The organism is Novosphingobium sp. Chol11 (assembly GCF_900218065.1).
In the GTDB taxonomy this organism is placed as follows: domain Bacteria; phylum Pseudomonadota; class Alphaproteobacteria; order Sphingomonadales; family Sphingomonadaceae; genus Sphingobium; species Sphingobium agri.
Genome location: NZ_OBMU01000001.1, coordinates 1,459,369 through 1,482,454 on the forward strand (window position 1 = coordinate 1,459,369; position 23,086 = coordinate 1,482,454).

A 23,086-nucleotide genomic window follows, 5' to 3' on the forward strand; every position below is an offset into this window, starting at 1 on the left:
GTTACGGAGATCACCTGAATTGGTGGGCCGCCTCCACTACTCCGCTGCGAGACCGGCGCTGGCTGTCGAGGCCGCTCCCGCGATGGCGCCATCAAAGGCGTAGTCGGGCATCTGCGAAAACAGCTCCTTCTCGAAGAAGGCGCAGGTGATCGCGAGCCCCTCGGCCAATGAGACGCGGGGTTCCCAGTCCAACAGTGTCCGCGCGCGCTTGATATCGGGGCGGCGGCGCCGGGGATCGTCGATGGGCAAGGGCTTGCGGATGACGCGTGACCTGGTGCCGGTCTGCGCCCTGACCAGTTCCAGCACCTCCATCATGCTATATTCTTCCGGATTGCCCAGGTTGATGGGCTGGAGGTCGGCCACGTCCGATTCCATCAGACGCATGAGCCCATCGACCATGTCAGACACATAGCAGAAGCTGCGCGTCTGCGATCCGTCGCCATAAATAGTGATGTCCTTCCCCGACAGCGCCTGGCAGACGAAGTTGGAGATGACCCGCCCATCGTCCGGATGCATGTTGGGGCCATAAGTATTGAAGATGCGTGCGACCCTGACGTCGGCGCGGCCCAGGCGAGCGAAGTCGAAGGCAATGGCTTCGGCGGCTCGCTTGCCCTCGTCATAACATGCGCGAGGGCCGGTGCAGTTCACCCAGCCACGATAATCCTCACGTTGGGGATGCGCTTCAGGATCGCCATAAACCTCACTGGTGGAGGTCAGGAGGAAACGGGCGTCATTCTGTTCCGCGAGCCTGAGCAGCCGATCCGTACCCACGACGCTGGTCAGCATCGTATGTTCAGGATCTGCCTGATATTGCGGAGGCGACGCTGCGCAGGCGAGATTGTAGATGCGCGTGATATCCCGGCGGCGCGTCACGGCGTCGGGCAACGGATCGACGATGTCGGCGCGGATGAAGCTGAAGGCGCGATGGCCCTCCAGCATTTCGAGATTCACTTCGCGCGCAGTCTGGAGATTGTCGAGGCAGATGACGTCATGCCCCTGTTCCAGAAGAGCGCGGCAAAGATGGGAACCGATAAAGCCAGCTCCGCCTGCGACCAGCGACACATTTTTGTTCATGCTTATCATCCGTTGTTATCCTTCTCCCTTTGCCGGGACGTCATCCTGCGATTGCGACCTTATCCTGCGCCTGCATCGCCGAAGCTTCGTGGAGGTAGGTTTCGAGCTGCTGCGCTCGATGGTCGGCGGTATGTTCGGCGAGGATGCGGGCGCGCCCCGCTTCGCCGACAGCCGCGCGCTCCTCATCCAGCGCGACGATCACCTGCTCGGCATTCCAGGCGAACAATATCTCCTTGTTTGGTGTCAGCAGGTCGCCAAGGCCTGGCCAAACGTCCGAGATGATCGTGGTCCCGCAAGCCCCCGCCTCGAACAGCCGGACGGAGGGTGACCATCCCGCCTCAATCATGTCGGCGCGCGTCACGTTGAGGGTGAAGCGTGAGGCCGAATAGAATTCCGCATGGTCCTGCGGGGGCAGATGCTCGATCCGCTCCACATTGGCTGGCCAATCGATGTCCGCCGGATATTGCGGACCGGCTACGACGAAGCGCCGGTCAGGCATCAGGCGCGCGGGTTCGATCAGCAACCGTTCCAAGGTAGGCTGCCGATCTGGACTATAAGTGCCGAGATAGGACAGGTCCCAGCGCTTCGGCACATCTATCGGCCGGTAGGCCGCCGCATCGACCGAACAATAAAGTGCCCTCGCCATGGGCGAGCCATATTCACGCTCCAGCAGATCAAGCGTCGGGCCACCAGTGAAAGAGCAATAAATGTCATATCCGGAGATGAGGTCTGGCGACAGATAATCACATTTTCCCGCACGCACATTGGCCAAGGTGATCGGCGTGTCGATGTCGTAGAAAAGCGTGGTGCCGCGGGCATGGCGCTGCACATATTGGCCGACCGCGATACCTTCCGGCACATAAGAACCGACCATGACCGCGTCGGCACTTTCGATCTCCCCGCGCCAGTGATCGAGCGAGGGAAGATCATCGTAGAACGCCAGACGGCAATAATCTGGATCCACTAGGTCTCGCTGGCTGGCATACCAGGGGACATCACGCTCAAGGAACAGAATGTCATGCCCCCGCTTGGCAAAAGCCGACAGCAGGGCTCGGAAGGTGGTGGCATGGCCATTGCCCCAGGAGGATGAGAGGCTGAGGCCGAGGACGACGAGTTTCATGCTCTTTCCATCTCCTGTTGCGGTGTCTTGGCGGCACTCCGTTCACGCAGAATGGCATCCACCTGCTCTCCACGCAGGGCGTAGCTGTGTTCGGCGCGGACGCGGGCAAGAGCGGCTCGGCCAATCATCCGCGCGCGTTCGGGGGTGAGCGTAGCGAGGTGGTCGGCGACGTCCTGCCCGTCGCGGGCGACCAGCACTTCCTCATCAGGCTTCAGGAACAACTCAATGCCTTCCCAGGCGTCGGTGATGAGGCAGGCTCCTGCTCCCGCTGCTTCGAAAACGCGGGTGGCAGGAGAGAAACCGATATGCGCCATGCTGTCCCGGGCGACGTTGAGCACCGCGAGCGGCGTACAGTTGAAAGCATTATGTTCCGCCGTGTACACATGGCCGCGATGGCGAACGTTGGACGGCATCGCCTTGCTTTCCCATCCATTGCCACCGATGAGAAAGCTGCGTTCTGAAAGCAACGTGGCGGGCTTGAGGAAAAATTCCTCGACCCGGGCTTCACGGTCCGGCAGGCGATTGCCTAGAAACGCCAGGTCGCAGGCGAAGCGCGGGTCCGGTTCGACCGGGAAGTGGCTCTGCGGATCGAGGGCATTGTAAACGGGAATGCTCTCGCGCGCGCCCATTTCCCGATAAGCGCTCACCACCGGATCGCCGCCGCCATAGGTCAGCACGAGGTCCAGCCCCGGGAGCGCCCGCCGGACAGCATGATCGGGCGCCGCCCGCATTTCATCCAGAGTAGCCGCCGCATCCACATCCCAGAAGATACGCAGCGCGTCAGGGCGAGCGCGCTCCATCACGCCTTGCAATAGCTCGTCATCGAACACACCGACGCCGCTCGCCTTCACCACGACATCAGCGCTCGCCGCCTGATCCATCACCTCGTTCAGCGCTTCGGTCGTTGCAGGATAGACCACGACGGGCGCCCATTCAGGCGGATCGATGTCGCGATGCTGCTGGCGATCAAAGGCGTCGGGCTCGAAGAATGTGACGTCATGGCCGCGCTCAGCCAGTTCGCGCAGGATGCCGCGATAATAGGTCGCCGCCCCATTCCAGTAGGAGGAAAGCAGGCTGGAACCGTAGAAGGCAATTCTCATGCGACATTCCTTGCAAGCGAGATCGGTGTGGCGGAGGCATTGAGCGACGCGATGATCCCCACAAGCTGCTCTGCGCGATGCGCACAGCTATGGCGGCTGCGTATCGTTTCCAGTCCGCTGCGGATCAGCGACGCGCGCAGGTCCGGATCGGATGCAACTGCGCGAAGATGATCCGCCATTTCCTTCCCATCGCTCGCGAATAGGAAGTCCTGCTCGGAACGGAAGAGATGCTCGCTATCCTCCCATGGCGCCGACAGCAGCGGAATGCCGCAGGCCAGCGCTTCAAACACGCGGATGGTCGGGATGCCGGGCAGCAGCTGCGTGTAGTAGCGGCGCGGCACATGAACCGTGGCGAGATGCTGCGCGAAGATGGCAGGCGCGCGAGCATTGGCTGCCCAGCCATGATAATCTACGCCATAGCGCTTTAGTGTGGCGAGGGCCTCGTCAGGATAGCGTACCCCGTAGATGTCGAGGGGCAAGTTAGCCTGTGACGCCGGGCGAAAAAGGAAATCTTCCAATTCGGCTGTTCGCTCGCCATCGCCCCAGTTTCCAATCCAGACGACGCCTTGGCGATCCTTCTCCACCTGAGGCGGACGGAAATGCTTGAGGTCTGCTGCTTCGTGCCAGGTCCAGACGCGGTCGCCCCAGCCCCAACGGCGATAAACCTCGGACAAGGTCTCACCGAACGCCAGCACCCCGTCATAGGCCGACAGGTCGAAAGCCCGGATTGCCTGGGGATCTGAGACGGCACGGTGGTGCGTGTCGTGGAAGAGGAGCGTGAATGTCGCGCCTCTTGCACGGAGGCTGCCAAGGGCGGCTACCAGCGTGGGATCATTCCACTCATGCACGATGACGACCTCGGCACCATCAATTAGCGCTTCCGGTTCACTGTCGGGCCCATAGCTGAAGGTTTTGAGTTCAGGGTAGGCGGCATGAAAGGCAGAGAGGCCTGCTTCGCCATGATCCGAAAGAAGGTTGGAGAGGCTCCAATTGCCTTGCGGCTCCAGCGCCAGCACATCATGGCCCAGAGCGGCCAGTTCGCGCAGCACGCCGCGAAGGAAATGCGCGTTGCCATGGTTCCAGCATGATAGCAGCGAGTGGGTGAAATAGCGGATCTTCATGCGGCGACCCTTTGTTCGGCCATGGCATAGTGGTGAGCCATCGCTCCCGCCATGGCAGCGGGGATGTAGCGGTGGGCGCGTTCCTGTGCCCTCCCCCCGGCGTCCAGGCGGGCAGCGCGGCTGCTCAGCATATGCTCGATCGCGCGGGCATAGCCTTTGGCATCGTTCGCATCGACGAAGGTGGCAGCGCCTTCCCACAACTCACGGAATGTCGGGATATCTGATAATATGAGGGCGCACCCGGCTGATGCCGCTTCGAGGACGGCAAGCCCGAACGGCTCGTAAAGCGCTGACGAAGCGAAGACTGGCCGCTCGCTTAGCCTCTCGGCGAGCCCAACCTCATCGAGCGTGCCGATCGCCTGAAGCGATTCTATGGCAAGCGCACCGCCATGTGGTGCGATGACCGGACCTGCGGCGAGAAAGGGAGCGCTGATCCGGGCAGCAGCCTCATCCAGCACGCGGACATTCTTGCCGTCATCCCATAAACGCCCGGCCGTGAAGACATAATCGCGCATTGGTTTTCGCGCCGGGACTGGCAGAGCCCGGCCATTATGCACTGTAAAGGGCATGACGCCATAGACCCGCCGAACCGCCTCTGCGAAGGCTGTGCTGGGGGCGATCGCAACGGCGGCATGCTGAAGGCCGCGCGCCACCATCTCTGTCCGCCAGACGAAGTCCTCGGGCATGTCTCCGCCATGGACCGCCGCCCACCAGGTCGCGACGCAGCTATGCTGGACCGCGATAACAGGGCAGCGATAGCGCCCCATGCTGACGAGCGCTGGCGTGTGTAGTTGAACAAGGTCCGCGCCGAGATCGCCCGCCATCTCGGCCAGACGCCGCTCGGCGTCGATCACCGGCGCGGGATCGGCCGCCAGCCAGTCAAGCTCAAGTCCGCTGTCGACCAGGCTGATATTGGCCGACCCGGCGATACTGTCGCGGGCTGCTTCATTGGGAGACGGTCCCATGACCGCAAGCGTGACCTGGTAACCAAGTGGTTCGAGGGCGCGGGCAAGGTCGGTGGAATATTGCCAGACGCCGCCGACGGCATCGCATGTGAGCAATAGATGACGCATCGCCATCAAAGCGCCCTCGCCGCCATCGCGGGGGCCGCGACGGCCTTACGCTCCGGCCGTTCAGCAAGCAGCCATTCCGCCAGGTCGGCGACCCCCTTCTGCCATGGCGTTCGGGGTTTGAGATCCACCGCCTTCTGAAGCTTGCGCGTATCCGCCACGAAATAGCGCTGATCGCCTGCACGCCAGTCCGCCATGTCGATAAGTGGCTGGCGGCCGACATAGTCGCCAATGAACTTCAAAATCTGGTGCAGGCTGACGGCATTGTCCGGCCCGCCTCCCAGGTTGAAGGCCTGGCCGCTGAGCCTGTCGATGTCGCGCCATACCGAAAGATAGGCACCGACCGCGTCCCGCACGTCGAGAATGTCGCGAACCTGACAGCCATCACCATAGAGGATGATGCGCCGCCCTTCGATCGCGCTGATCAGGAAGTGAGCGACCCAGCCCTGGTCCTCCGTCCCCATCTGCCGCTGACCATAAATGCAGCTCATACGCAGCACGGCCGTGGGCACGCCGAAGCTGCGCCCATAGTCGAGCACATATTGATCCGCCGCCCCTTTCGAACAGCCATAGGGGGTGTGGAAGTCGAGCGGGCGGCTTTCGTCTATGCCATGCTCGCGCGAGGTGCTTTCGGCCGGATGATAGGCGCCGCCCTCAAGCCGAAACTCTACATCCTCAAGACCACCATAGACCTTGTTCGTCGATGCGAAGATCACCGGCGGCGGAGAAACGCAGCGCCGTGCGGCCTCCAGCACGTTGAACGTGCCGAGCATATTGACCTCAAGGTCTGCGCGCGGGTCGGAAAAGCTGGTGGTGACGGCGACCTGCGCCGCCATGTGGAACACAGCCTTGGCCTTGGCTACAGCCCCCTCCACCTGCCCCCCATTCCGGACATCAGCGATGATGGGGACGATGCTGGCCCCATGGCGCTGTTCCAACCATCTGAGGTTCCGCTCAACCCCTGGACGGGCAAGGCTGTCGTAGATGATGACCTCCTCGCCTTCCCCAGCCAGCCGGTCAGCGATGTTGCTGCCGATGAAGCCAGCGCCACCGGTAACAAGAACAGGTCTGCGATCGGGCGGCGTCATGCGACCAGCCCTCTTGCTTCGAGTTCGGCGCGCGCCTGATCGACACGATCGTCGGCGGTCTGCTGCGCCACCCATTCGGCCAGTTCGGCAAGACCTTCCTGAAAGTCCTGCCTTGCCCGGAAGCCGAGTTTCTCCTCCGCCAGGCTGGTGTCGCAGAAACAATGACGTATGTCGCCTGTGCGCGCCTTGCCGACAATCTCGGGCTCGATGCTGTTGCGCCCCATCGCCTGCGCCAGCTTCTCCGCCACTTCCGTAACAGATCGATCATGGCCAGAACCGATATTGAAGGTGCCGCCGGCCGCTTGCGGCAGTTCAAGCGCGTCGGCGAATGCGCGCGCGACGTCACTCACATGCACGAAGTCGCGGCGTTGCTCGCCATCTTCGAAGATCATCGGCTTCTGACCGTTCAGCAGCCGGGATGCGAAGATCGCCAGCACGCCAGTGTAGGGATTGGAAAGCGCCTGCCCCGGCCCGTAGACGTTGAACAGTCGCAGGCAGACGCCCTCCATCCCATAGGGAGCCGTCATGATATGGGTCGTGCGTTCCTGCACATATTTGTTGAGGGCGTAGATGGACGCGAGGTTAGGCCGCTTCCACTCCGGCGTGGCGATCGGCGTGAGCGGACGCCCTGCTCCGTCAAGCGGTTCCCAAATCTTCTGATTGTCGCGAATGGCACCGCGCTCTGCATCCTGAACGACTTGACCGTCCGCGTCGCGATAGAGCCCCTCGCCATAGATGCTCATCGAGGACGCGGTAACAACGCGCCGGACGGGGTTGCCGATCAGCCTTTCAAAGAGAACAGCCGTCCCCACATCATTGACGGATGTGTAACGTTCCACCTCATACATGGACTGTCCCACGCCTACCTCGGCGGCGAGATGGATAACGCTGTCCACGCCTTTGAGGGCATGCTCGACCACATCGCCGTTGCGCACGTCCCCGCGGATCAGTTCTACCTCGCTATCCAGATCCTCGGGCCGCTCACCATCGCCGTGGACTTGTTCGATCAGATTATCGAGCACGCAAACTCTGTTCCCGCGCGCCAGCAACTCCTTGCAAACCGCCCGGCCGATAAAGCCCGCTCCGCCAGTGACGAGTATATTCTCCACGGCCAATCCCCTCATGATGGTGAAACAGCCGCGGGAAAGGCGGCTCATTGCAGTAGGGCAACAACAGGTAATGGCAGCAGCAACATCTTCTTCTACCGGCAAGTTCCCCGAGTTTTCGCCCGACATTAACGATAGAGCCAACAGAATATCTCTGATTACTAACCTATATTATCTGCACTAACTTATGTGTATCATTAGCTTTTACTTGCCTACGAAAGTCGGATCGGATATGGAACTTTCCTGACTTCGATATTGTTAGCAGCATCTATGTTGATGCTTGCGACACCCCAGAAAACACATCACACTTGTTTTCACCTCATTCGCCATGGCGCGCATGATGAGTTGGGACGAGTTCTGAGCGGACGCGCGGGAAGCATTCCTTTGAATGAGGAAGGAGGCCGTCAGGCGAAAGCTTTGTCGCGCTGGGCGACCCAAGAACATGTCAGCGCTATTTACTCCAGCCCCCGCCCGCGCACCGTGGAAACGGCTTCGATAATCGCAGGCGCGGCCAACTTGGAGGTACAGATCGCGCCGGATTTGGATGAGCTCGATTTCGGCGCTTGGAACGGCAAGGCATTTGACGAGCTGAGTGCAGATCCCCTCTGGCAGCGCTGGAATGACAGCAGGGCCACCGCCGCCACCCCCGGTGGCGAAACGATGGCGGCCGCGATCGATCGAGGGGTCGCGTTTCTGAACTCCTTGGCGGAAGCTCAGCCCGGCGGCACGTTCCTGTGCGTCACCCATTGCGACATCATCCGGGGCATGGTCGCCCATTTTTTGGGTTTAAGCTTCGACAACATCCTCAAATTCGACGTTCAGCCTGGATCGGTCAGCACGGTGCTGCTCGGCCCGTCCGGCGGTCGCGTCTCTCGCCTGAATGAGGTGCCAGCATGAAGACAGTGAAGATCGCCGCTGACCACAAGGATGATGGCGACCTTCGTCGTCGGATTGCAGAACTGGGTCCTTGGTTTCACAATCTGCACATCGGCGGGATAGAGACCGCGCCAGATCATTTCCTGGGGGATTATCCCGCCTTCAAGTTCGCCCGGTTCGCAGACGCCCTGCCTGAAGACCTCACTGGCAAGTCGGTCCTCGACATTGGCTGCAACGCTGGCTTCTATTCCATTGAAATGAAGCGCCGTGGCGCGGCGGAGGTCATAGGGATCGATTCAGACGATCGGTATCTGGCGCAGGCACGCTTTGCAGCCGGCGCGCTCGGCTATGATGAAATCAGCTTCCACAATCTTTCAGTCTATGACGTGGCAAAGCTTGGTCGGCGGTTCGATGTCGTCATCTTCATGGGAGTGCTCTATCACCTGCGGCACCCGCTGCTCGCGCTGGACCTGATCCGCGAACATGTCGCGGGCGACTTGCTGCTGTTCCAGACAATGCAACAGGGGTCGGCCGATGTCCTGCTGGTGCCGGAAGACCACCCCTTCCACGTTCCCGGCACCAACCGGCCTCCCACCTTTTTCGACAATCCCGCCTTCCCGCGAATGCACTTTATCGAACGCAAGTTCGCGCATGACTGGACCAACTGGTGGGCGCCCAACAAGGCAGGCAGTCAGGCGCTGTTGCGTGCCGCCGGGTTCACCATCGAGGCCGAACCCGAAGAGGAAGTCTATCTCTGCCGCGTTGCTCCCGTCCCCTATGCGGACCTGATGGGCAGCGCGGCGGTCTATCCAGCACAATCACCGCAGGAGGTAACGCAGGCATGATCGAAGCCGCGATGATCTGGAACGAGCCCAACAACAAATCGCATTGGGACCTGGAGATCGATCCCGACTGGTCCCGCTATGCAGACATGGTGGTCCGGGCCGGATCAGCCATTCAGGACGCTAATCCGGCGGTGACGCGCGTATTGGGCGGCATGTCTCCGATCGATCCCCACTGGGTCAACCGCATGCGCGATCATGGCGCGCTTGATGCTGTGGATGTCGTGGCAGTCCATGGCTTCCCGCTCGACTGGAATTTGTGGCCGATCCATGACTGGCCGGACAAGATTGCGGAGATCGAAGCGGTCGTTCCAGACAAGCCGATCTGGGTGACGGAGGTCGGCGTCGGCTCCTTCGGGGCAGAGGAAGTGCAGGTGTTCGGCGTCAACCGCACGGCGGAACTGCTTGTCGGCCGCGTGCCCCGCATCTTCTGGTACAGCCTTTATGATTTGCCCCAGGAATGGGGGGCAACCACCCGGCACCGCGAGGCCGAAGGGTCGAGCTATTACCGCCATTTCTACATGGGACTCATCCGGGCGGATGGCACGCCAAAGCCTGCGCTGGAGGATTATGCCAAGGTGGCTGGCGACATGGGGTTGATGCAGTGGTTTCATTTCGAAGACCCGCGCCTGGATGATGCCGTGGCCTGGATGAAGCGTCTCGGCGTCCGCCACCTTCGCACTGGCCTGTCCTGGGCCGACAGCTTCCGGCCCAATGCAATCGACTGGTTCGACCGCCAGATGGAGGCGTTGGCGGACTTCGACGTGACGGTGACCTTCTGCTTCACGCCCGAGCATCTGGGCATCGCCCCCCATCATAGCAGCGCGGTTCACGAGCCCGATGCTTTCGCTGATTTCTGCGCCTGGATGATCGATCGCTACGCCCCCGCATCGGCAACCATGCCAGCGGTTCGCACCGCCTGAAGGAGAAGGAGCATGACGTCATCACCGCATAGCCTGGCGAGGCAGCCGATCAACATCGCCATCATCGGCGTGGGCAATTGCGCCAGCTCGCTGGTTCAGGGGCTGTCCCACTACAGGGCTGAAAGCAATGATCATCTGGGGCTGATGCATTGGGATCTTGGCGGCTACCGTCCTTGCGACATTCAGGTGGTCGCAGCCTGGGACATCGACCGGCGCAAGGTCGGGCAAGATGTCGCGCAGGCCATCTTTGCGAAGCCCAACTGCACCCAGACCTTCTGCCGCGAGGTGCCCGAACAGGGTGTGAAGGTGGAGATGGGCCACATTCTCGACGGCTATGCAGAGCATATGGCGGATCATCCGGACGATCGGACCTTCCTCCTAGCAGAAGAGGAAGCTCAGCCGAGCCGCAGCGATATCGTCAGACGCTTGCGAGAAGCGAAGGTGGACGTGCTTCTGAATTATTTGCCCGTTGGATCGCAGGAGGCGACCGAATTCTACGCGCAGTGTGCGCTGGACGCGGGCGTGGCATTTGTGAACAACATCCCGGTCTTCATCGCCAGCGATCCCAAATGGGCGGCGCGTTTTGAAAGCGCAGGCGTTCCAATCATCGGCGATGACATCAAGGCACAGTTGGGCGCGACCATCGTCCATCGGGTGCTGACCGACCTGTTCGCCAAGCGCGGCGTGAAGCTGGACCGCACCTATCAGCTCAACACCGGCGGCAACACCGACTTCCTCAACATGTCGAACCGTACCCGGCTGAAGTCCAAGAAGATTTCGAAAACGGAGGCTGTGCAATCGGTCGCTGAAACCCGGCTGGAGGATGAGAATATCCACATCGGCCCGTCGGATTATGTCGCCTGGCAGAATGACAACAAGGTTTGTTTCCTGCGCATGGAAGGGCAGCTGTTCGGGGGCGTTCCGATGAACCTTGAACTGCGCCTGTCGGTGGAGGACAGCCCCAATTCGGCTGGAGTGGCGATCGACATGATCCGCTGCGCCAAGGTGGCGTTGGACCGCGGCATTGGCGGGCCCGTCCATCCTGCCGCTGCCTATTTCTGCAAGCACCCTCCGGACCAAATGACTGACGACCGAGCATATGAGGCGCTTGAAGCCTTCATCAATGGAGAGGGCGCGGTGGCGCTGGCGGCGGAATGATGGATCAGATGATGCCCCTCACCATAGATGACGGCCGCGGAGATCATACTGGTTATGCGCCTGCCGCCACGATGCGGGTAGCGACCGTCACGGCACCGGGCACGGTGCGGATCGACCATGCGCAACTTCCTGAGCCAGGACCGGGGCAGGTCCGGTTGAAGCTGGAAGGATGCGGTGTCTGCGCATCCAATCTGACGCCATGGGCCGGGCCGGAATGGCAGCAATATCCGCTGGAACCCGGGTCTCTGGGCCATGAAGGATGGGGTATCGTCGACGCCGTGGGTGAGGCTGTTACCAGTGTGAAGCCGGGCGATCGGGTCACGGCCCTCTCTTATGCCAGCTATGCTGAATATGATCTGGCAGAAGAGTCTGCGGTCGTTCCCTTGCCTCCTGCCCTTGATGGCGTGCCGTTTCCCGGAGAGCCGCTGGGCTGCGCATTCAACATCTTCCGCCGGGCCGACATTCACGCTGGTCAAACCGTCGCCATAATCGGCGCCGGTTTTCTGGGCGCTATATTGACGCAGCTCGCAACCGAATCTGGCGCTCGCGTGATCGCAATATCGCGTCGGCAGTGCTCGCTCGATCTCGCCCGCAGCTATGGTGCTGCTGAAACGATCATGATGGACGACCATCACGCCATCATCAATCGGGTGGGCGACCTCACCGGCGGCCGCTTTTGCGATCGGGTCATCGAGGCCGTGGGCAAACAATGGCCGCTCGACCTGGCAGCCGAACTCACCGCAGAGCGCGGCAAGCTGATCATCGCAGGCTATCATCAGGACGGCCCCCGCCAGGTCAATATGTGGCTCTGGAACTGGCGTGGGATTGACGTCATCAATGCGCATGAGCGCGATCCCGCCACCTATGTGGAAGGCATCAGGGAAGCCGTCGAAGCCGTCGCGTCGGGCCGACTGGACCCGGCGCCGCTCTATACGCATCGCTATCCGCTTGAGCAGCTGGGCGAAGCACTAGACGCCACCCGCGACAAACCGGACAATCTCGTGAAGGCGCTGGTAATCCTATGAACCTTTCCTCCAGCGAAGCCCTCGCCTCCGCGATTACTCTACCTCGCCCCCGCCTGGGGTTCCTTGGCGTCGGCTGGATCGGCCGCAACCGGATGGAAGCGATGCTCGCGACCGGCGGCATCGAAGCTGCGGCGATCGCCGACGCGCTCCCCGGCAATACAGCGGACGCTGCGCTGCTTGCACCGGATGCTGCACAGCTGGACTCGTTCGACGCCTTGCTGGAGCGGGATCTGGACGGCATCGTCATCGCCACGCCTAGTGCGCTGCATGCCGAACAGTCGATCCGTGCGTTGGAGCGCGGCAACCCTGTCTTCTGCCAGAAGCCGCTGGGGCGGAGCAGCGCCGAAGTGGAGGCCGTGATCGCAGCCGCCAGGGCGTCCGACCGCCTGCTGGGCGTTGATCTCTCCTATCGCGGGACCGAGGGCATGCGAGCGATCAAGCAGCAAGTCGACGGCGGGGAGTTGGGCCCGATCCATGCAATCGATCTGACCTTCCACAATGCGTATGGTCCTGACAAACCGTGGTTCTATGATCCTAAGCTGTCGGGAGGCGGCTGCATGATGGACCTGGGGGTTCATCTCATCGATCTCGCTCTCTGGACGCTAGGGTTCCCGCAAGTGGACCATATCGACGCCGACCTGTTCAGTAAGGGTCACCCGCTGACCGACAGGGATAGCCAGGTCGAGGACTTCGGGATTGCCACGCTCCGCCTTGCCGACGGATGCGTTGTGCGCATCGCCTGCTCCTGGCACCTTCCTGCGGGGCAGGACGCCGTCATCACCGCAGACTTCTTCGGGAGCAAGGCAGGTGCAGCCTTCCGCAACGTCAACGCCTCCTTCTATGACTTCAAGGCGGAGCTTTTCCATGGCACCGCGCGGCAGACGCTGGCGGAGCCAGGCGACGCTTGGGGCGGGCAAATGGCGAGTGCCTGGGCAACGCAACTCGCCCGATCTCCCCGCTTCGATCCGCAATGCGAAAGCTTCGCCGCCATCGCGGCCGTCATGGACGGTATTTACGCCGCGAGCCTGCGTTAGCCCAGCCGCCGTTCCGCCCAGTCGAATGCGGCGCCCAATCGCCCACGTGAATAGGTGACGCCATGATAGAGCTTTAACATCAGGCGCCCCCAAACCATGAAGATGCCTGGTCGTCCCAGCCTTTTCGCCAGCTGGAATGCATCGCTGCTCCCTCGGCTGATCCTGTGCCGCAAGCGGTATATCAGCTTCCGCCGCCATCCAAGATGGTGATGCCCGGAGTGTACACGTTTACGCGGCTTTACGCCTCGCCGGGCCCATCCGAGGCGATAGGCGAGCCCTTCCCGCCGCTGCCGGAAGCCCGCTGCTTGAGTCTCCCGCACAAAGTCGGCATCGACGGCGCTGAGCGCGACGCGGCCTTGCTCCAGCCCGTTTCGCAAAAGCGCGTGGATCTCAGGGGACCGTACGACCACGACGTTGGTCCCGCGGCCATCCGAAGAATAGGGTTCTACCCACGCATCACCGAAGCTGATGTCGGCCGTCTCCGCCACTACATCATCACAAAAATCGCACGCGCTGTTCTGGAAGAAGCCAGATCCCCAGTCGCCATCGACGAGGTGCCACCAATCCTGTTGCCGCTCCTCACCATCCCGGCAAGAAAGTTGAGCCCTGTACCAGTTTGCCGGACGGCTCGGGTCCTTCAGCCGATACTCCACCCGTGCCACATCACGCACATCGACGCCCATCTGCCAGCCGAAGCTCTCCACCATGTTCCGGCTCTTCATATGGCCGCACACCAGACCCAGCGTGAAAACGATGCGCTCACGCAGCACCGTATCCTGCGCGCAGGCCAGGTGAACCGCTTTGATAAAGCAAGGAATGCCGACGATGGCATAACGGCCCGGAACGGCACGAATTTCCTCCAATATCCCTGCCATATCGACCGGATAATATCGGGACTTCGCGCCTCGGTTCAGCGCATCGAGATCACGCGAGATGCTGTAGCGAAAGAAGCGCCCGCCTGCGTCGGGATCGGCGGGTGCCACATGAGCGACGCCATCGACCAAGCCGCGCTGCAGCAGTTCTGCCCCGACCCAACTGACCATGCCGCCCGAACTGCCCCGATCACGGTAGCTGTCCTCCAAAGCGTGCCCAACATAGGCTCCCTCGAACCGGCCAATCCACTGATCCGATCCTGCGGCCTTGGGGAAAAGACGGGCCGCAATGCTATCTTCATCTTCTGACTGAGGCGAGAATGGGCAGAGAGTTGAGAAAGCACGGGTCCGCGAGCGCATCCATTCGCGCGGTCCATCCGGCTTCAACTGCCCTTCGCCATCCCAATCCATCCGGGCGCCGCTGCAAGCCGCCTCGGCCGCACATGCCCCGCACCCGATGCAAAGGCCGGATCGCACCATGTCCAGTGGACTGACAGGCTCATCCCGACCCATGACTTCAGGGCACCAGCGCGTGGAGAAGATAATCGGCTGAATGTTGCCGCAACCGCGACAACCGATCGCTCACTCGATCGTCAAGCGGGTCGGTAAGTAGAGAAGCATAAAATCCCGCGCCCGATCCCTGCCGGGCCAGTCGGCGTTCCAATCCCAAACGTCGCATCAAATCATGAACCTTGTTCGCGCGATAGGAGGATGGCACCGTCACGAACGGCTTCTGGTTCAAAATCGCAAAAACGCAGCCGTGGAAGAAGCTGGTCACGACGGCATCCGCGCTCGCCATGAAGCGCGCAAATTCATGCGGTCCGGAGGCGAGGCGCTGCTCATCGGCCCAATCATTGCGGTAGCCGATGCTGACGATCCGGCGGCCGCTTTTCATGGCCCATGCCCGGACATGATCCGACAACCAGCTGGGGAAATTATGTCCGTAAACGGCTACCATCCCCTCCCCTTCTCTCTCTTCGCCAGCGAATTGCGGCGGGAACTGAAGACAAGGGTCCAGCACCAGGGCCGGATCAACATCCAGCGCTGAACGAACCATGCTCCGGCTATTCTCATCCCGCACCGAAAGCGAAGCAAAGCCGCGCAACTGATCCGCCCAATAGGGCGGAAGTCCATCGGCAGCATCCTGATTGCCGAAGCTGGCGGCATAGGAAATCACCCGCCCGCGAAGGCCAGTTCCATAGAATGTCGCACATCCCCCGTACCAGGGATGGCGAAGGTTCCACACCTCGTCACTGCCTACGATGATAGCGTCATATTCCTCCAGCTTGTCCGGGCGGTGGAGAGGAAAAGCGACTGACAGGGGCAACTGAGCGAACGCCTCTAAAAATTTCCGGGTCTTGCGCCCGTAGGCTGCGAAGTCCGACCTCGGCGTCGGTTGAGGCAAGGTGGGACGAAAGGCGCATCTGATCTCGGCCCTTGCCGCAGCTGCGCATTCGTGATCCAGCAGCACCGCGTCCGCGCCCAACGCTCTCAGGCCGTCTACCAGGCACCGAGCCTGCCAATAGGAACCATAGTTGATGCAACGGTGAAAGGTCAGGATGCCAAGGCGCCTGCCCAGAAGAGGCTGATGCCTGCCGTGCATCTAACGGGTCCGGTCCGCCAACGACGCGCCTTCTCGCAAAGGGCGCTGGAATGCCCCCGAATTCCTACCCTCGGTGGCATAGCTTTTTTCCTCCACCAATTCCGATTCCAGCACGCGGTTGATCTCACGCTTTATGGCCGCCCGCCGATCGTTCATCTGGTAGACTGAGCGAGCCAAGGCGACGAAACTCGTCCCGAAATCGACAGCAGCCTCTCGTTCGCGGATCGCATCTTCGATATCCCACAATGCTTCATTCACCTGCTTCAGGCTGTGACGCAACGGCTCGACTTCGGGCACCTTCAACGCCTCCGCACCGATGACGCTCAGCAGCCGATATTCCCTGCTGACATTTTTATGGGCAGAGATCGCTTCGATGCGGGCACGCTTGATCTCCAGTATCGTCAACTTGTCGATCAACTCGCCCCAGGACACGGGCACTGAAGGCGTAGGTATCTGTCCCATTGCACTAACCTTTCGCTGACCCGGTATAGCGCATCGCCAGATCGCGCCGAACCTGTTCCACCACTGGTTCCCAACCGCCGCCATCCAGATCGGCATAGATGCGCATCGACGGATACCAAGGCGTCCGGATGCCAGCCGCGGGCCAGCGCCAATCCGGATTTGCTTTAAGCAGCAACCAGACCGGCTTGCCCATGGCCCCAGCCAGATGAGCGATCATCGTATCGACCGTGATCACGAGGTCGGTGGCCGCGACCAAAGCCGCCGTCGCCTCCATGTCAAAGGGACAGCCCTCCCGATTGATGACCGGAAGCGTGGTCGGCTCAGGCATCAGACTGAGGCAGCGCGCTTCTTTGCACAGCGGGGCCAGCAATTCAGGGGCGATTGATCGGGACGGGTCCCATTCCCCCGCCCCATAACGAAGTCCAACTGTGCCGCGCGGCAGCACTCCAGGACTAGCAGTAAGGTAAGGAACGGATGTGTCTTCAGGCCTCGCTTTCAACGCGAAGCCCAGCTCGGTTATCTCCATGTCGCATTCCGATGGCGGGAGCGGCCGTGCCTCGTCGAAAGGAAGAAGGCGGATGGACGTTTCGCCCGCTCGCGTTGCTGATCGCTGCAAAACAGGCAGCAACCGTGGCTGCACCTCCACGGTCAGCGATCGCGTCCTTGCTCGCAACAGCGGAAGAAAACGGACGAACTGGATCGTGTCGCCCAGTCCATGGTAACAGCGTATCAGGCAGTGCTTACCGCGATAGGGGCGGCCGTCCCAAACCCAACGCATATGATAGGGAAGCGTTGGATCGTCCCGCCTGGCTGGATCACGCTCTGCCAACTCCTGTTCGGCCAGCGCCCAAGCGGCGGCATATTCCCCTGCCCGCATGGACGCTATCCAATGTGACATGCGGTCAGCCATGCCCTTCAAAATCCGCGCCTACGACGCAAGTTCATGTTGGTTGCCGATATCCCAGGTTAGCGGCGTGAACCCGGCGCCCGGCGGTCTGGTTTGACCTCCCGGTCACCATGGCGAGGACAAGTCCGTAGAATATCCCCGAACCATTGGAAGCGCCTTCGCTCGACCGGACAGGCTCGCGCGGATTGGTTATCTGACTACAGGCGTCGCTTTCCTTTGCGCGATGGCTCGTGGGCAGTTGCTTGCTCTAACGATCAGGAAATGGCGAGGACGCCCTGATAGGCGTTATCTTCCAGAGCCTTCCCCGCGCCCATCGCAACGCACATCAGCGGTGTCTCGGCGATCTTCACCGGCAGGCCCGTTTCCTCCATCAGAGCTTCGTCGAGCCGCCGCAGCAGCGCGCCGCCGCCGGTCAGGGTGATGCCTTCCTCGATAATATCCGCCGCCAGCTCAGGTGCGGTCTGCTCCAGCGCGGTTCTCACCGCCATCTTGATCTGGCCGACCGGTTCAGCGAGCGCTTCGACGATCTCCGCTTCGCTGATCGTCATTTCAGCAGGGCGTCCATTGACCAAGTCCCTCCCTTTGACGATGATCCGCCGCCCTTCACCATCAGGCAGGGTCGCCGCGCCAATTTCACACTTCACCCGCTCCGACGTTGCTTCGCCGATCAGCAGATTGTGGTTGCGCCTGATGTGTGAAGCGATGGCATCATCCATACGGTCGCCGCCAACGCGGGCGGAATTGCTATAGGCTATCCCCCGCAGCGACAGGACAGCGACTTCTGTCGTCCCGCCTCCAATGTCGACCACCATTGCGCCGCGCGGCTCCGTCACCGGCAAGCCCGCGCCGATCGCTGCCGCCATCGGTTCCTCGATCAACTGCACATGGGCCGCCCCCGCATTGGCGGCAGCGTCACGCAGAGCCCGCCGTTCCACCATGGTTGATCCCGAAGGCACGCAGACCACCACCTCATGACGGCGTCCAAACCGGCTGCCGTTCAGCGCCTTGTCGATGAAGTGTTTGATCATCTGCTCAGCCACGTCGATGTCTGCGATGACGCCATCGCGAAGCGGCCGGATCGCCTGAATATTGGCGGGCGTCTTTCCCATCATCAGCTTGGCTTCATTGCCTACAACCTTCACGCGGCGGAAACCTTGCTGGGTCTCGATGGCTATGACCGACGGCTCATTAAGGACGATCCCGCGGTCGCGGACATGGATGACTGTGTTCACCGTGCCAAGGTCTATGGCCATGTCAAACGCGGAGGACGAAAGGAACCGTGGTAATTTCATTGAAGGATGGCGATCTTTTCGGAAGGGACGGCTGGGCTCGCCCCTGCCTACGCGCCCGCGCGAGCAGAAGAGGCCTGCGACGACCCGTCCGGTTACTGGGGCCAGCCGAATTGCTTTAGCTCGGTGCCCCATCAAAAAACCCCGCTCTCAAAGCTGAGTAGCGGGGCCAGTTTGGGTCGCAATGCGGGCATATGCCTGCGCTGAACAATAGGTCATGCCGCTGAACTGATTTCAAGATACACAAATTTGATCCAGATGAAGAGGTCCATTACTGAAACGGATTCAAATGGTTGTTCAAAGGCATAGACGGGCATCTAACGACGACAAATAACCTAATTTATAGAATTTTTAATGGCAGGCGGGCCGCCATTTTCTGCTCCCCGCCTCAAGGGCGTCTGATCCTGCTATCCATCTTGTGAGATGCGGCCGATTAGTCGCCACAAGCAACGATGCGTCAATTCGCTGCCTTCCAAACTGAACATGATGGATTTTAGACCACGGTATGTCCGGCTCCATTTTTCAGAGGTTTGTCGCGGCCACTGAGATTATGTCTGGTCCGTTGCTCCTTAAAAAGCCTAGGAAATTCCTACAGACCACTTCTTTTTTGAGCCAGTTTTCCTATGTGATATAAGCGCATATTGCTCGGGGCCTTTGCAGATGATCGACTTGTCACCTCAACCTCAGGATAAGACAGCCGATACAACGGAATTGTCCGTCGCGCCCCGGCACGATCCTGCGATCAAGACGTCTTCTCCAAAGAAGCACTTTCAGCTCTTCACATATGAGAATGCCGAAACCGGCATCCAGTTCTGCTCGCGCTGGGCCGGCCCCATCGTCTTGCTTGCGACACTGGGCCTGCTCGGCTGGTGGCTGGTCAGCTGATTCGCCAATTGCCTAAGATGATTCGGGCAAGCTGCTCCGTTCAGTGGTAAATTTTCGCTTGCACATTTCCGCCATTGAATTTCAGGTCGTCGTGGAAGTCGGGCGTCACAGCTGCTGAGCCGAACGGATCATCGGAAAAGAGCTTCCGGGCGTCCCATGCATGATTGTCAGCCTCTCACATTTATGTCCTGCTGCTCCGCAACATAATCTCAAGGCAGCGGATGTCTGATGCATGCAAGTTGTCTTTCGGGACGGCTGGCGATTGACGTCAGGACAAAAAAGGGTTGCAGATGTCGAAAATCGATCTGGCGATCGAGGGTTTCCCTAGTCGTCAGCCCACAACAGCCGCCATTCAGCGGAATGTAAGGCTTTGGCTGTGCCTGTTGCTGGCAGCGGCCGATATGGCAGCGCTGGCGATCGGCTTTGTTCTTGGTCTCCGCGCATCTGGTGTGCCATTGGTCTTCGCCGATCTATGGCAACCACTTGGCGGCGGAATGGTCGTCTACGGCATTGTGGCCTTTCACAATCAGGCCTTCAATCCTGTTTGCCTTACCCAGTTGACGCCAAGCTTGCGCAACGCGGCGCTCGCACTTGCCGGGACATTGTTGATCTTTCTTCTGACACTGTTCTCTCTGAAGGCAACAGGCCAACTCTCACGTCTTGGCATATCGTCCGGCATCATATGCAGCGTAACGCTGCTGGTCGTGCAGAGACTTTTCATCGTGCGCGCCGTGCAACGGAATTTCAGCGACAATTTATTTGCGCAATTGATGATCATTGATGGCGGCGTCATTCCCGATGATGTCAGCGGCATGGTGATTGTCGATGCAGAAGCGGCGGGCATCAAGGCTGATCTTGACGACCCATATATGTTGCATCGCCTCGGCACATTGCTGCGGGACTTTGATCGTGTGGTGATATCCTGCCCTGGAGATCGCAAGACCGATTGGGCGCAAATGCTTAAGGGTGGCAACATCCTGGGCGAAATTATCGTGCCCGAGCTGGACTCGATGGCGCCTTTGGCGGTGCAGAACCACCGTGGCGTTTCAACGCTCGTCGTAGCACGCGGCCCGCTGAACCTTGCCAATCGCGCGCAGAAGCGGCTTTTGGACATTGCCATCACCGTTCCGCTGTTGATTGCATTGGCGCCGTTGATGATCGCTGTGGCGATCGCTATCCGGCTGGACTCGGCCGGCCCCGTCTTCTTCAAGCAAGAGCGCATCGGCCGCGGAAACCGGCTGTTCCACATCTTGAAGTTCCGCAGCATGCGTGTGGAGCAATGCGATGCAGCGGGAGCGTCATCCACGCGCCGCGACGACAATCGCATAACGCGGGTGGGCGCATTCATCCGGAAGACGAGCATTGATGAACTGCCGCAGTTGATCAATGTGCTGCTCGGCGAAATGAGTCTGGTCGGACCACGTCCCCATGCTTTGGGATCGACGGCGGAAGAACAGCTGTTCTGGCAGGTCGACCGCCAATATTGGCATCGGCATGCGCTGAAGCCTGGGATTACGGGACTGGCTCAAATACGCGGGTTTCGCGGAGCGACCGAGACTCGCCGCGACATACTCAACCGCGTCGAGGCAGACCTGGAATACCTCCATGGCTGGAGCCTGATGCGCGATATCGCCATCCTGATCGGGACCTTCAGCGTGCTGGTGCATCGCAACGCCTATTAAGGCGATCAGTTACAGATGGATCGCGTGGGATTTTTGCACCACCTCCTTGATTTTGCGATAGAATGAGGCGCACCTGATCTTCGCGCCAACTATTTGTTAACCGTAAAATAGGATATGTCCGTCATCTGAAATAGGGCGGATTTATCAAGTGGCAGACGATTTTGCGCCGGTCGCAGTTGCGCGACCTTCTTCCACAGGCGGCTCAACGGCTCGTCCCCTTCCTCCCCAGCCATCATTGGCCCAGCGGCCATTTGCCGACCGCGCTGATCGCGGCGTCGAGATTCTGTCTCGCTGGGCGGGGATTTTCAGCTTCGCAGCTGCGGTAGGCGCCACAGGCTGGCTGCTCATCTCCTGAAACGCATATCCCTCGTCTCTACAAAGTTGTGAATCCGTCTTCTCTTTTCCTTGCTGCCAGATGAACAGTTGTCAGCAGGCGACATGCGCTGCTGATCAGTCGTTTTTGCGATGAAACGAAGCGTGGTTTAGTTACGACAAGCTGCGCCTGCAGAGGTTCGTTTTGTCCGCAAACGCGACTAGCATGCCCTCATTGCTGCAATGCAATAAAGGGTTGCACATTTGGCTATTGCTTACACTCCGCGTTTTTGGAGGCGCCTTAGTGCGCCTGCCATACAAAATTTCTTCATTGTTCACAGAGCAGCAGCGGTAGCGGTCAGCTGCGCTGCCGTTGCCGCTACCCCTTCTGCCGTCAGCGCCCAGTCAGCAAAGGTTGATGAGGGCGTCCGACTGAAAACATTGGGGCTGCACGCGACGGCGGGCATCGATCTTCTTTATGATGACAACGTCTATCGCGTCGATGATCAGATAGAGAACCCGACAAAAGACATCATTGTCACGCCTTGGGCCGAGCTGACCTATGGCAAACCAATAGGGCGTCACGATCTTCTGCTGCGTGGTCGTGTCGGATATGACCAGTTTATCTCCGAAGGTCAGCGGAGCAAGTTGCGGCTCGATACCGAAGCGAAGGCGGTGATACGATTTGGGGCCACCTGCTCTGTGACGCCACTTCTATCCTATCGGCAGCAGCGCGCCGATTATGGGGATATCAACCAGCAGACCGAAAATCTCCAGCGGTTCGCCACATTCGGCGCGGACCTGAGCTGCGAACGTCCAGGCCTTTTCCCCGTCGCATCCTATCGCCGCGACCTGACCCGCAATGATGACGCCTTTGATTTCGCGGATCAGACCAGCGACACTTACATGGCGGGGATCGGCTATAATATGCCGAGCCTGGGCACGCTGACGGCATTTTACGAGCGCGTGAACAGCGATCGTAAAAAGCTGGGAATCGAGAACCGCACCAACAGCTATGGACTACGGTTCAAGCGCGAAGTTTCTCCGATCACGCAGTTGGACGCCGAGCTTCGCTGGCTGGACGTAGATAGCGACTCTCCCGCGGTCGGCAGTTATAATGGCCTGGGTTGGGACATCAGTGTTTCCACCGGCATCGTACCGCGTCTCAAGCTTACTGCCACGACCGAGCGCAGCATCGTCAACGACAGCCTGATCGCCAGTGGCTTCGCAATCCGCACCCGGCACAGGCTGGCGGGCGAGTTCGCGATCTCGGAACTGACATCAGCTGGCTTTTATGGCGAATTGGAAAAGCGGAAGTTTCGGCAGGATGCCGCCTTGCGTCCATTCTCCATCACGGCCGACCGCAACCAGCGCTTTGGCGCGATGCTGAAGCGCAAGCTGTCGGACCGTTTCGACCTCTCGCTCGATGCGCAGCGCTACAAGCGGCGCACCGATACGGATGTCGCCGAATTTAGTGGAACCCAGGTGACGCTGGGCGCGGCGATCAGATTTTGACCCTCGAACATGAAGGAGCATG

The 23,086-nt window shown here is 60.3% G+C and carries 21 protein-coding genes; 9 read left to right on the forward strand and 12 right to left on the reverse strand.

Annotated features, from left to right (window positions below):
* Positions 1 to 36 precede the first annotated feature (36 nt).
* From NCHOL11_RS07240 to NCHOL11_RS07270, 7 genes are read right to left on the reverse strand one after another with little or no spacing between them, the layout of a single operon-like run.
* Positions 37 to 1,083, reverse strand: a complete 1,047-nt coding sequence (locus tag NCHOL11_RS07240; RefSeq protein WP_097091696.1) for a UDP-glucuronic acid decarboxylase family protein — start codon at positions 1,081 to 1,083, stop codon at positions 37 to 39.
* Between the two features lie 31 nt (positions 1,084 to 1,114).
* Complete coding sequence (locus NCHOL11_RS07245; RefSeq protein WP_097091697.1) at positions 1,115 to 2,194, reverse strand: CgeB family protein; 1,080 nt, start codon at positions 2,192 to 2,194, stop codon at positions 1,115 to 1,117.
* The gene (locus NCHOL11_RS07250; protein WP_097091698.1) at positions 2,191 to 3,294 is read right to left on the reverse strand and encodes a CgeB family protein; all 1,104 of its coding nucleotides are present in this window, start codon (positions 3,292 to 3,294) and stop codon (positions 2,191 to 2,193) included. Before NCHOL11_RS07250 ends, NCHOL11_RS07245 begins: the two co-directional genes overlap by 4 nt.
* Positions 3,291 to 4,415: a CgeB family protein gene (locus NCHOL11_RS07255; protein ID WP_097091699.1), complete on the reverse strand. Its 1,125-nt coding sequence runs from the start codon at positions 4,413 to 4,415 to the stop codon at positions 3,291 to 3,293. The genes NCHOL11_RS07250 and NCHOL11_RS07255 overlap by 4 nt, the downstream gene beginning before the upstream one ends.
* Positions 4,412 to 5,494, reverse strand: coding sequence for a glycosyltransferase family 4 protein (locus NCHOL11_RS07260; protein WP_255254737.1), 1,083 nt, complete (start codon positions 5,492 to 5,494; stop codon positions 4,412 to 4,414). The genes NCHOL11_RS07255 and NCHOL11_RS07260 overlap by 4 nt, the downstream gene beginning before the upstream one ends.
* Positions 5,494 to 6,573, reverse strand: a complete 1,080-nt coding sequence (locus NCHOL11_RS07265; RefSeq protein WP_097091700.1) for an SDR family NAD(P)-dependent oxidoreductase — start codon at positions 6,571 to 6,573, stop codon at positions 5,494 to 5,496. Before NCHOL11_RS07265 ends, NCHOL11_RS07260 begins: the two co-directional genes overlap by 1 nt.
* Complete coding sequence (locus tag NCHOL11_RS07270; RefSeq protein ID WP_097092802.1) at positions 6,570 to 7,682, reverse strand: SDR family NAD(P)-dependent oxidoreductase; 1,113 nt, start codon at positions 7,680 to 7,682, stop codon at positions 6,570 to 6,572. Before NCHOL11_RS07270 ends, NCHOL11_RS07265 begins: the two co-directional genes overlap by 4 nt.
* A 273-nt stretch (positions 7,683 to 7,955) precedes the next feature.
* On the opposite strand from NCHOL11_RS07270, the gene NCHOL11_RS07275 reads away from it, so the two are divergent.
* From NCHOL11_RS07275 to NCHOL11_RS07300, 6 genes are read left to right on the forward strand one after another with little or no spacing between them, the layout of a single operon-like run.
* A complete protein-coding gene (locus NCHOL11_RS07275) occupies positions 7,956 to 8,576 on the forward strand; it encodes a histidine phosphatase family protein (protein ID WP_255254796.1) in 621 nt (206 codons plus the stop codon).
* Complete coding sequence (locus NCHOL11_RS07280) at positions 8,573 to 9,400, forward strand: TIGR04290 family methyltransferase (protein WP_097091702.1); 828 nt, start codon at positions 8,573 to 8,575, stop codon at positions 9,398 to 9,400. Before NCHOL11_RS07275 ends, NCHOL11_RS07280 begins: the two co-directional genes overlap by 4 nt.
* Positions 9,397 to 10,320: a glycosyl hydrolase gene (locus NCHOL11_RS07285; RefSeq protein ID WP_097091703.1), complete on the forward strand. Its 924-nt coding sequence runs from the start codon at positions 9,397 to 9,399 to the stop codon at positions 10,318 to 10,320. The genes NCHOL11_RS07280 and NCHOL11_RS07285 overlap by 4 nt, the downstream gene beginning before the upstream one ends.
* A gap of 12 nt (positions 10,321 to 10,332) precedes the next feature.
* A complete protein-coding gene (locus NCHOL11_RS07290; protein ID WP_097091704.1) occupies positions 10,333 to 11,478 on the forward strand; it encodes an inositol-3-phosphate synthase in 1,146 nt (381 codons plus the stop codon).
* An 11-nt stretch (positions 11,479 to 11,489) separates the two neighbouring features.
* Positions 11,490 to 12,503 carry an MDR/zinc-dependent alcohol dehydrogenase-like family protein gene (locus tag NCHOL11_RS07295; RefSeq protein ID WP_217991046.1) on the forward strand — a complete coding sequence of 338 codons (1,014 nt, stop codon included), beginning with the start codon at positions 11,490 to 11,492 and terminating at the stop codon, positions 12,501 to 12,503.
* Complete coding sequence (locus tag NCHOL11_RS07300) at positions 12,500 to 13,537, forward strand: Gfo/Idh/MocA family protein (protein ID WP_097091705.1); 1,038 nt, start codon at positions 12,500 to 12,502, stop codon at positions 13,535 to 13,537. The genes NCHOL11_RS07295 and NCHOL11_RS07300 overlap by 4 nt, the downstream gene beginning before the upstream one ends.
* On the opposite strand, the gene NCHOL11_RS07305 is transcribed toward NCHOL11_RS07300, so the two are convergent.
* The 5 genes from NCHOL11_RS07305 to NCHOL11_RS07325 all read right to left on the reverse strand — a co-directional run bounded on the left by NCHOL11_RS07305 (position 13,534) and on the right by NCHOL11_RS07325 (position 18,673).
* Positions 13,534 to 14,820, reverse strand: a complete 1,287-nt coding sequence (locus NCHOL11_RS07305; RefSeq protein WP_176502195.1) for a Coenzyme F420 hydrogenase/dehydrogenase, beta subunit C-terminal domain — start codon at positions 14,818 to 14,820, stop codon at positions 13,534 to 13,536. The genes NCHOL11_RS07300 and NCHOL11_RS07305 overlap by 4 nt on opposite strands.
* A gap of 106 nt (positions 14,821 to 14,926) precedes the next feature.
* Positions 14,927 to 16,012, reverse strand: coding sequence for a polysaccharide pyruvyl transferase family protein (locus NCHOL11_RS07310; protein WP_097091706.1), 1,086 nt, complete (start codon positions 16,010 to 16,012; stop codon positions 14,927 to 14,929).
* The gene (locus NCHOL11_RS07315) at positions 16,013 to 16,474 is read right to left on the reverse strand and encodes a DUF6165 family protein (protein ID WP_097091707.1); all 462 of its coding nucleotides are present in this window, start codon (positions 16,472 to 16,474) and stop codon (positions 16,013 to 16,015) included.
* Between the two features lie 4 nt (positions 16,475 to 16,478).
* Positions 16,479 to 17,384, reverse strand: a complete 906-nt coding sequence (locus tag NCHOL11_RS07320; protein ID WP_097091708.1) for a glycosyltransferase family 9 protein — start codon at positions 17,382 to 17,384, stop codon at positions 16,479 to 16,481.
* A 251-nt stretch (positions 17,385 to 17,635) separates the two neighbouring features.
* Positions 17,636 to 18,673, reverse strand: coding sequence for a rod shape-determining protein (locus NCHOL11_RS07325; RefSeq protein ID WP_097091709.1), 1,038 nt, complete (start codon positions 18,671 to 18,673; stop codon positions 17,636 to 17,638).
* 657 nt (positions 18,674 to 19,330) lie between these two features.
* Between NCHOL11_RS07325 and NCHOL11_RS07330 the strand changes: the two genes are divergently transcribed.
* From NCHOL11_RS07330 to NCHOL11_RS07340, 3 genes are all read left to right on the forward strand, one after another.
* The gene (locus NCHOL11_RS07330; protein ID WP_097091710.1) at positions 19,331 to 19,555 is read left to right on the forward strand and encodes a hypothetical protein; all 225 of its coding nucleotides are present in this window, start codon (positions 19,331 to 19,333) and stop codon (positions 19,553 to 19,555) included.
* Between the two features lie 290 nt (positions 19,556 to 19,845).
* Positions 19,846 to 21,237, forward strand: coding sequence for a sugar transferase (locus NCHOL11_RS07335; protein WP_097091711.1), 1,392 nt, complete (start codon positions 19,846 to 19,848; stop codon positions 21,235 to 21,237).
* Between the two features lie 753 nt (positions 21,238 to 21,990).
* Entirely contained in the window at positions 21,991 to 23,064 is a 1,074-nt protein-coding gene (locus NCHOL11_RS07340; RefSeq protein ID WP_236574961.1) for a hypothetical protein, read from the forward strand.
* Positions 23,065 to 23,086 lie beyond the last annotated feature (22 nt).

Coding starts and splice junctions, on each gene's coding strand:
- NCHOL11_RS07240 (WP_097091696.1), bottom strand. CDS start 1,083: ATGATAAGCATGAACAAAAATGTGTCGCTGGTCGCAGGCGGAGCTGGC.
- NCHOL11_RS07245 (WP_097091697.1), bottom strand. CDS start 2,194: ATGAAACTCGTCGTCCTCGGCCTCAGCCTCTCATCCTCCTGGGGCAAT.
- NCHOL11_RS07250 (WP_097091698.1), bottom strand. CDS start 3,294: ATGAGAATTGCCTTCTACGGTTCCAGCCTGCTTTCCTCCTACTGGAAT.
- NCHOL11_RS07255 (WP_097091699.1), bottom strand. CDS start 4,415: ATGAAGATCCGCTATTTCACCCACTCGCTGCTATCATGCTGGAACCAT.
- NCHOL11_RS07260 (WP_255254737.1), bottom strand. CDS start 5,494: ATGGCGATGCGTCATCTATTGCTCACATGCGATGCCGTCGGCGGCGTC.
- NCHOL11_RS07265 (WP_097091700.1), bottom strand. CDS start 6,573: ATGACGCCGCCCGATCGCAGACCTGTTCTTGTTACCGGTGGCGCTGGC.
- NCHOL11_RS07275 (WP_255254796.1), top strand. CDS start 7,956: ATGCTTGCGACACCCCAGAAAACACATCACACTTGTTTTCACCTCATT.
- NCHOL11_RS07280 (WP_097091702.1), top strand. CDS start 8,573: ATGAAGACAGTGAAGATCGCCGCTGACCACAAGGATGATGGCGACCTT.
- NCHOL11_RS07285 (WP_097091703.1), top strand. CDS start 9,397: ATGATCGAAGCCGCGATGATCTGGAACGAGCCCAACAACAAATCGCAT.
- NCHOL11_RS07290 (WP_097091704.1), top strand. CDS start 10,333: ATGACGTCATCACCGCATAGCCTGGCGAGGCAGCCGATCAACATCGCC.
- NCHOL11_RS07295 (WP_217991046.1), top strand. CDS start 11,490: ATGCCCCTCACCATAGATGACGGCCGCGGAGATCATACTGGTTATGCG.
- NCHOL11_RS07300 (WP_097091705.1), top strand. CDS start 12,500: ATGAACCTTTCCTCCAGCGAAGCCCTCGCCTCCGCGATTACTCTACCT.
- NCHOL11_RS07305 (WP_176502195.1), bottom strand. CDS start 14,820: ATGGATTGGGATGGCGAAGGGCAGTTGAAGCCGGATGGACCGCGCGAA.
- NCHOL11_RS07310 (WP_097091706.1), bottom strand. CDS start 16,012: ATGCACGGCAGGCATCAGCCTCTTCTGGGCAGGCGCCTTGGCATCCTG.
- NCHOL11_RS07315 (WP_097091707.1), bottom strand. CDS start 16,474: ATGGGACAGATACCTACGCCTTCAGTGCCCGTGTCCTGGGGCGAGTTG.
- NCHOL11_RS07320 (WP_097091708.1), bottom strand. CDS start 17,384: ATGGCTGACCGCATGTCACATTGGATAGCGTCCATGCGGGCAGGGGAA.
- NCHOL11_RS07325 (WP_097091709.1), bottom strand. CDS start 18,673: ATGAAATTACCACGGTTCCTTTCGTCCTCCGCGTTTGACATGGCCATA.
- NCHOL11_RS07330 (WP_097091710.1), top strand. CDS start 19,331: ATGATCGACTTGTCACCTCAACCTCAGGATAAGACAGCCGATACAACG.
- NCHOL11_RS07335 (WP_097091711.1), top strand. CDS start 19,846: ATGTCGAAAATCGATCTGGCGATCGAGGGTTTCCCTAGTCGTCAGCCC.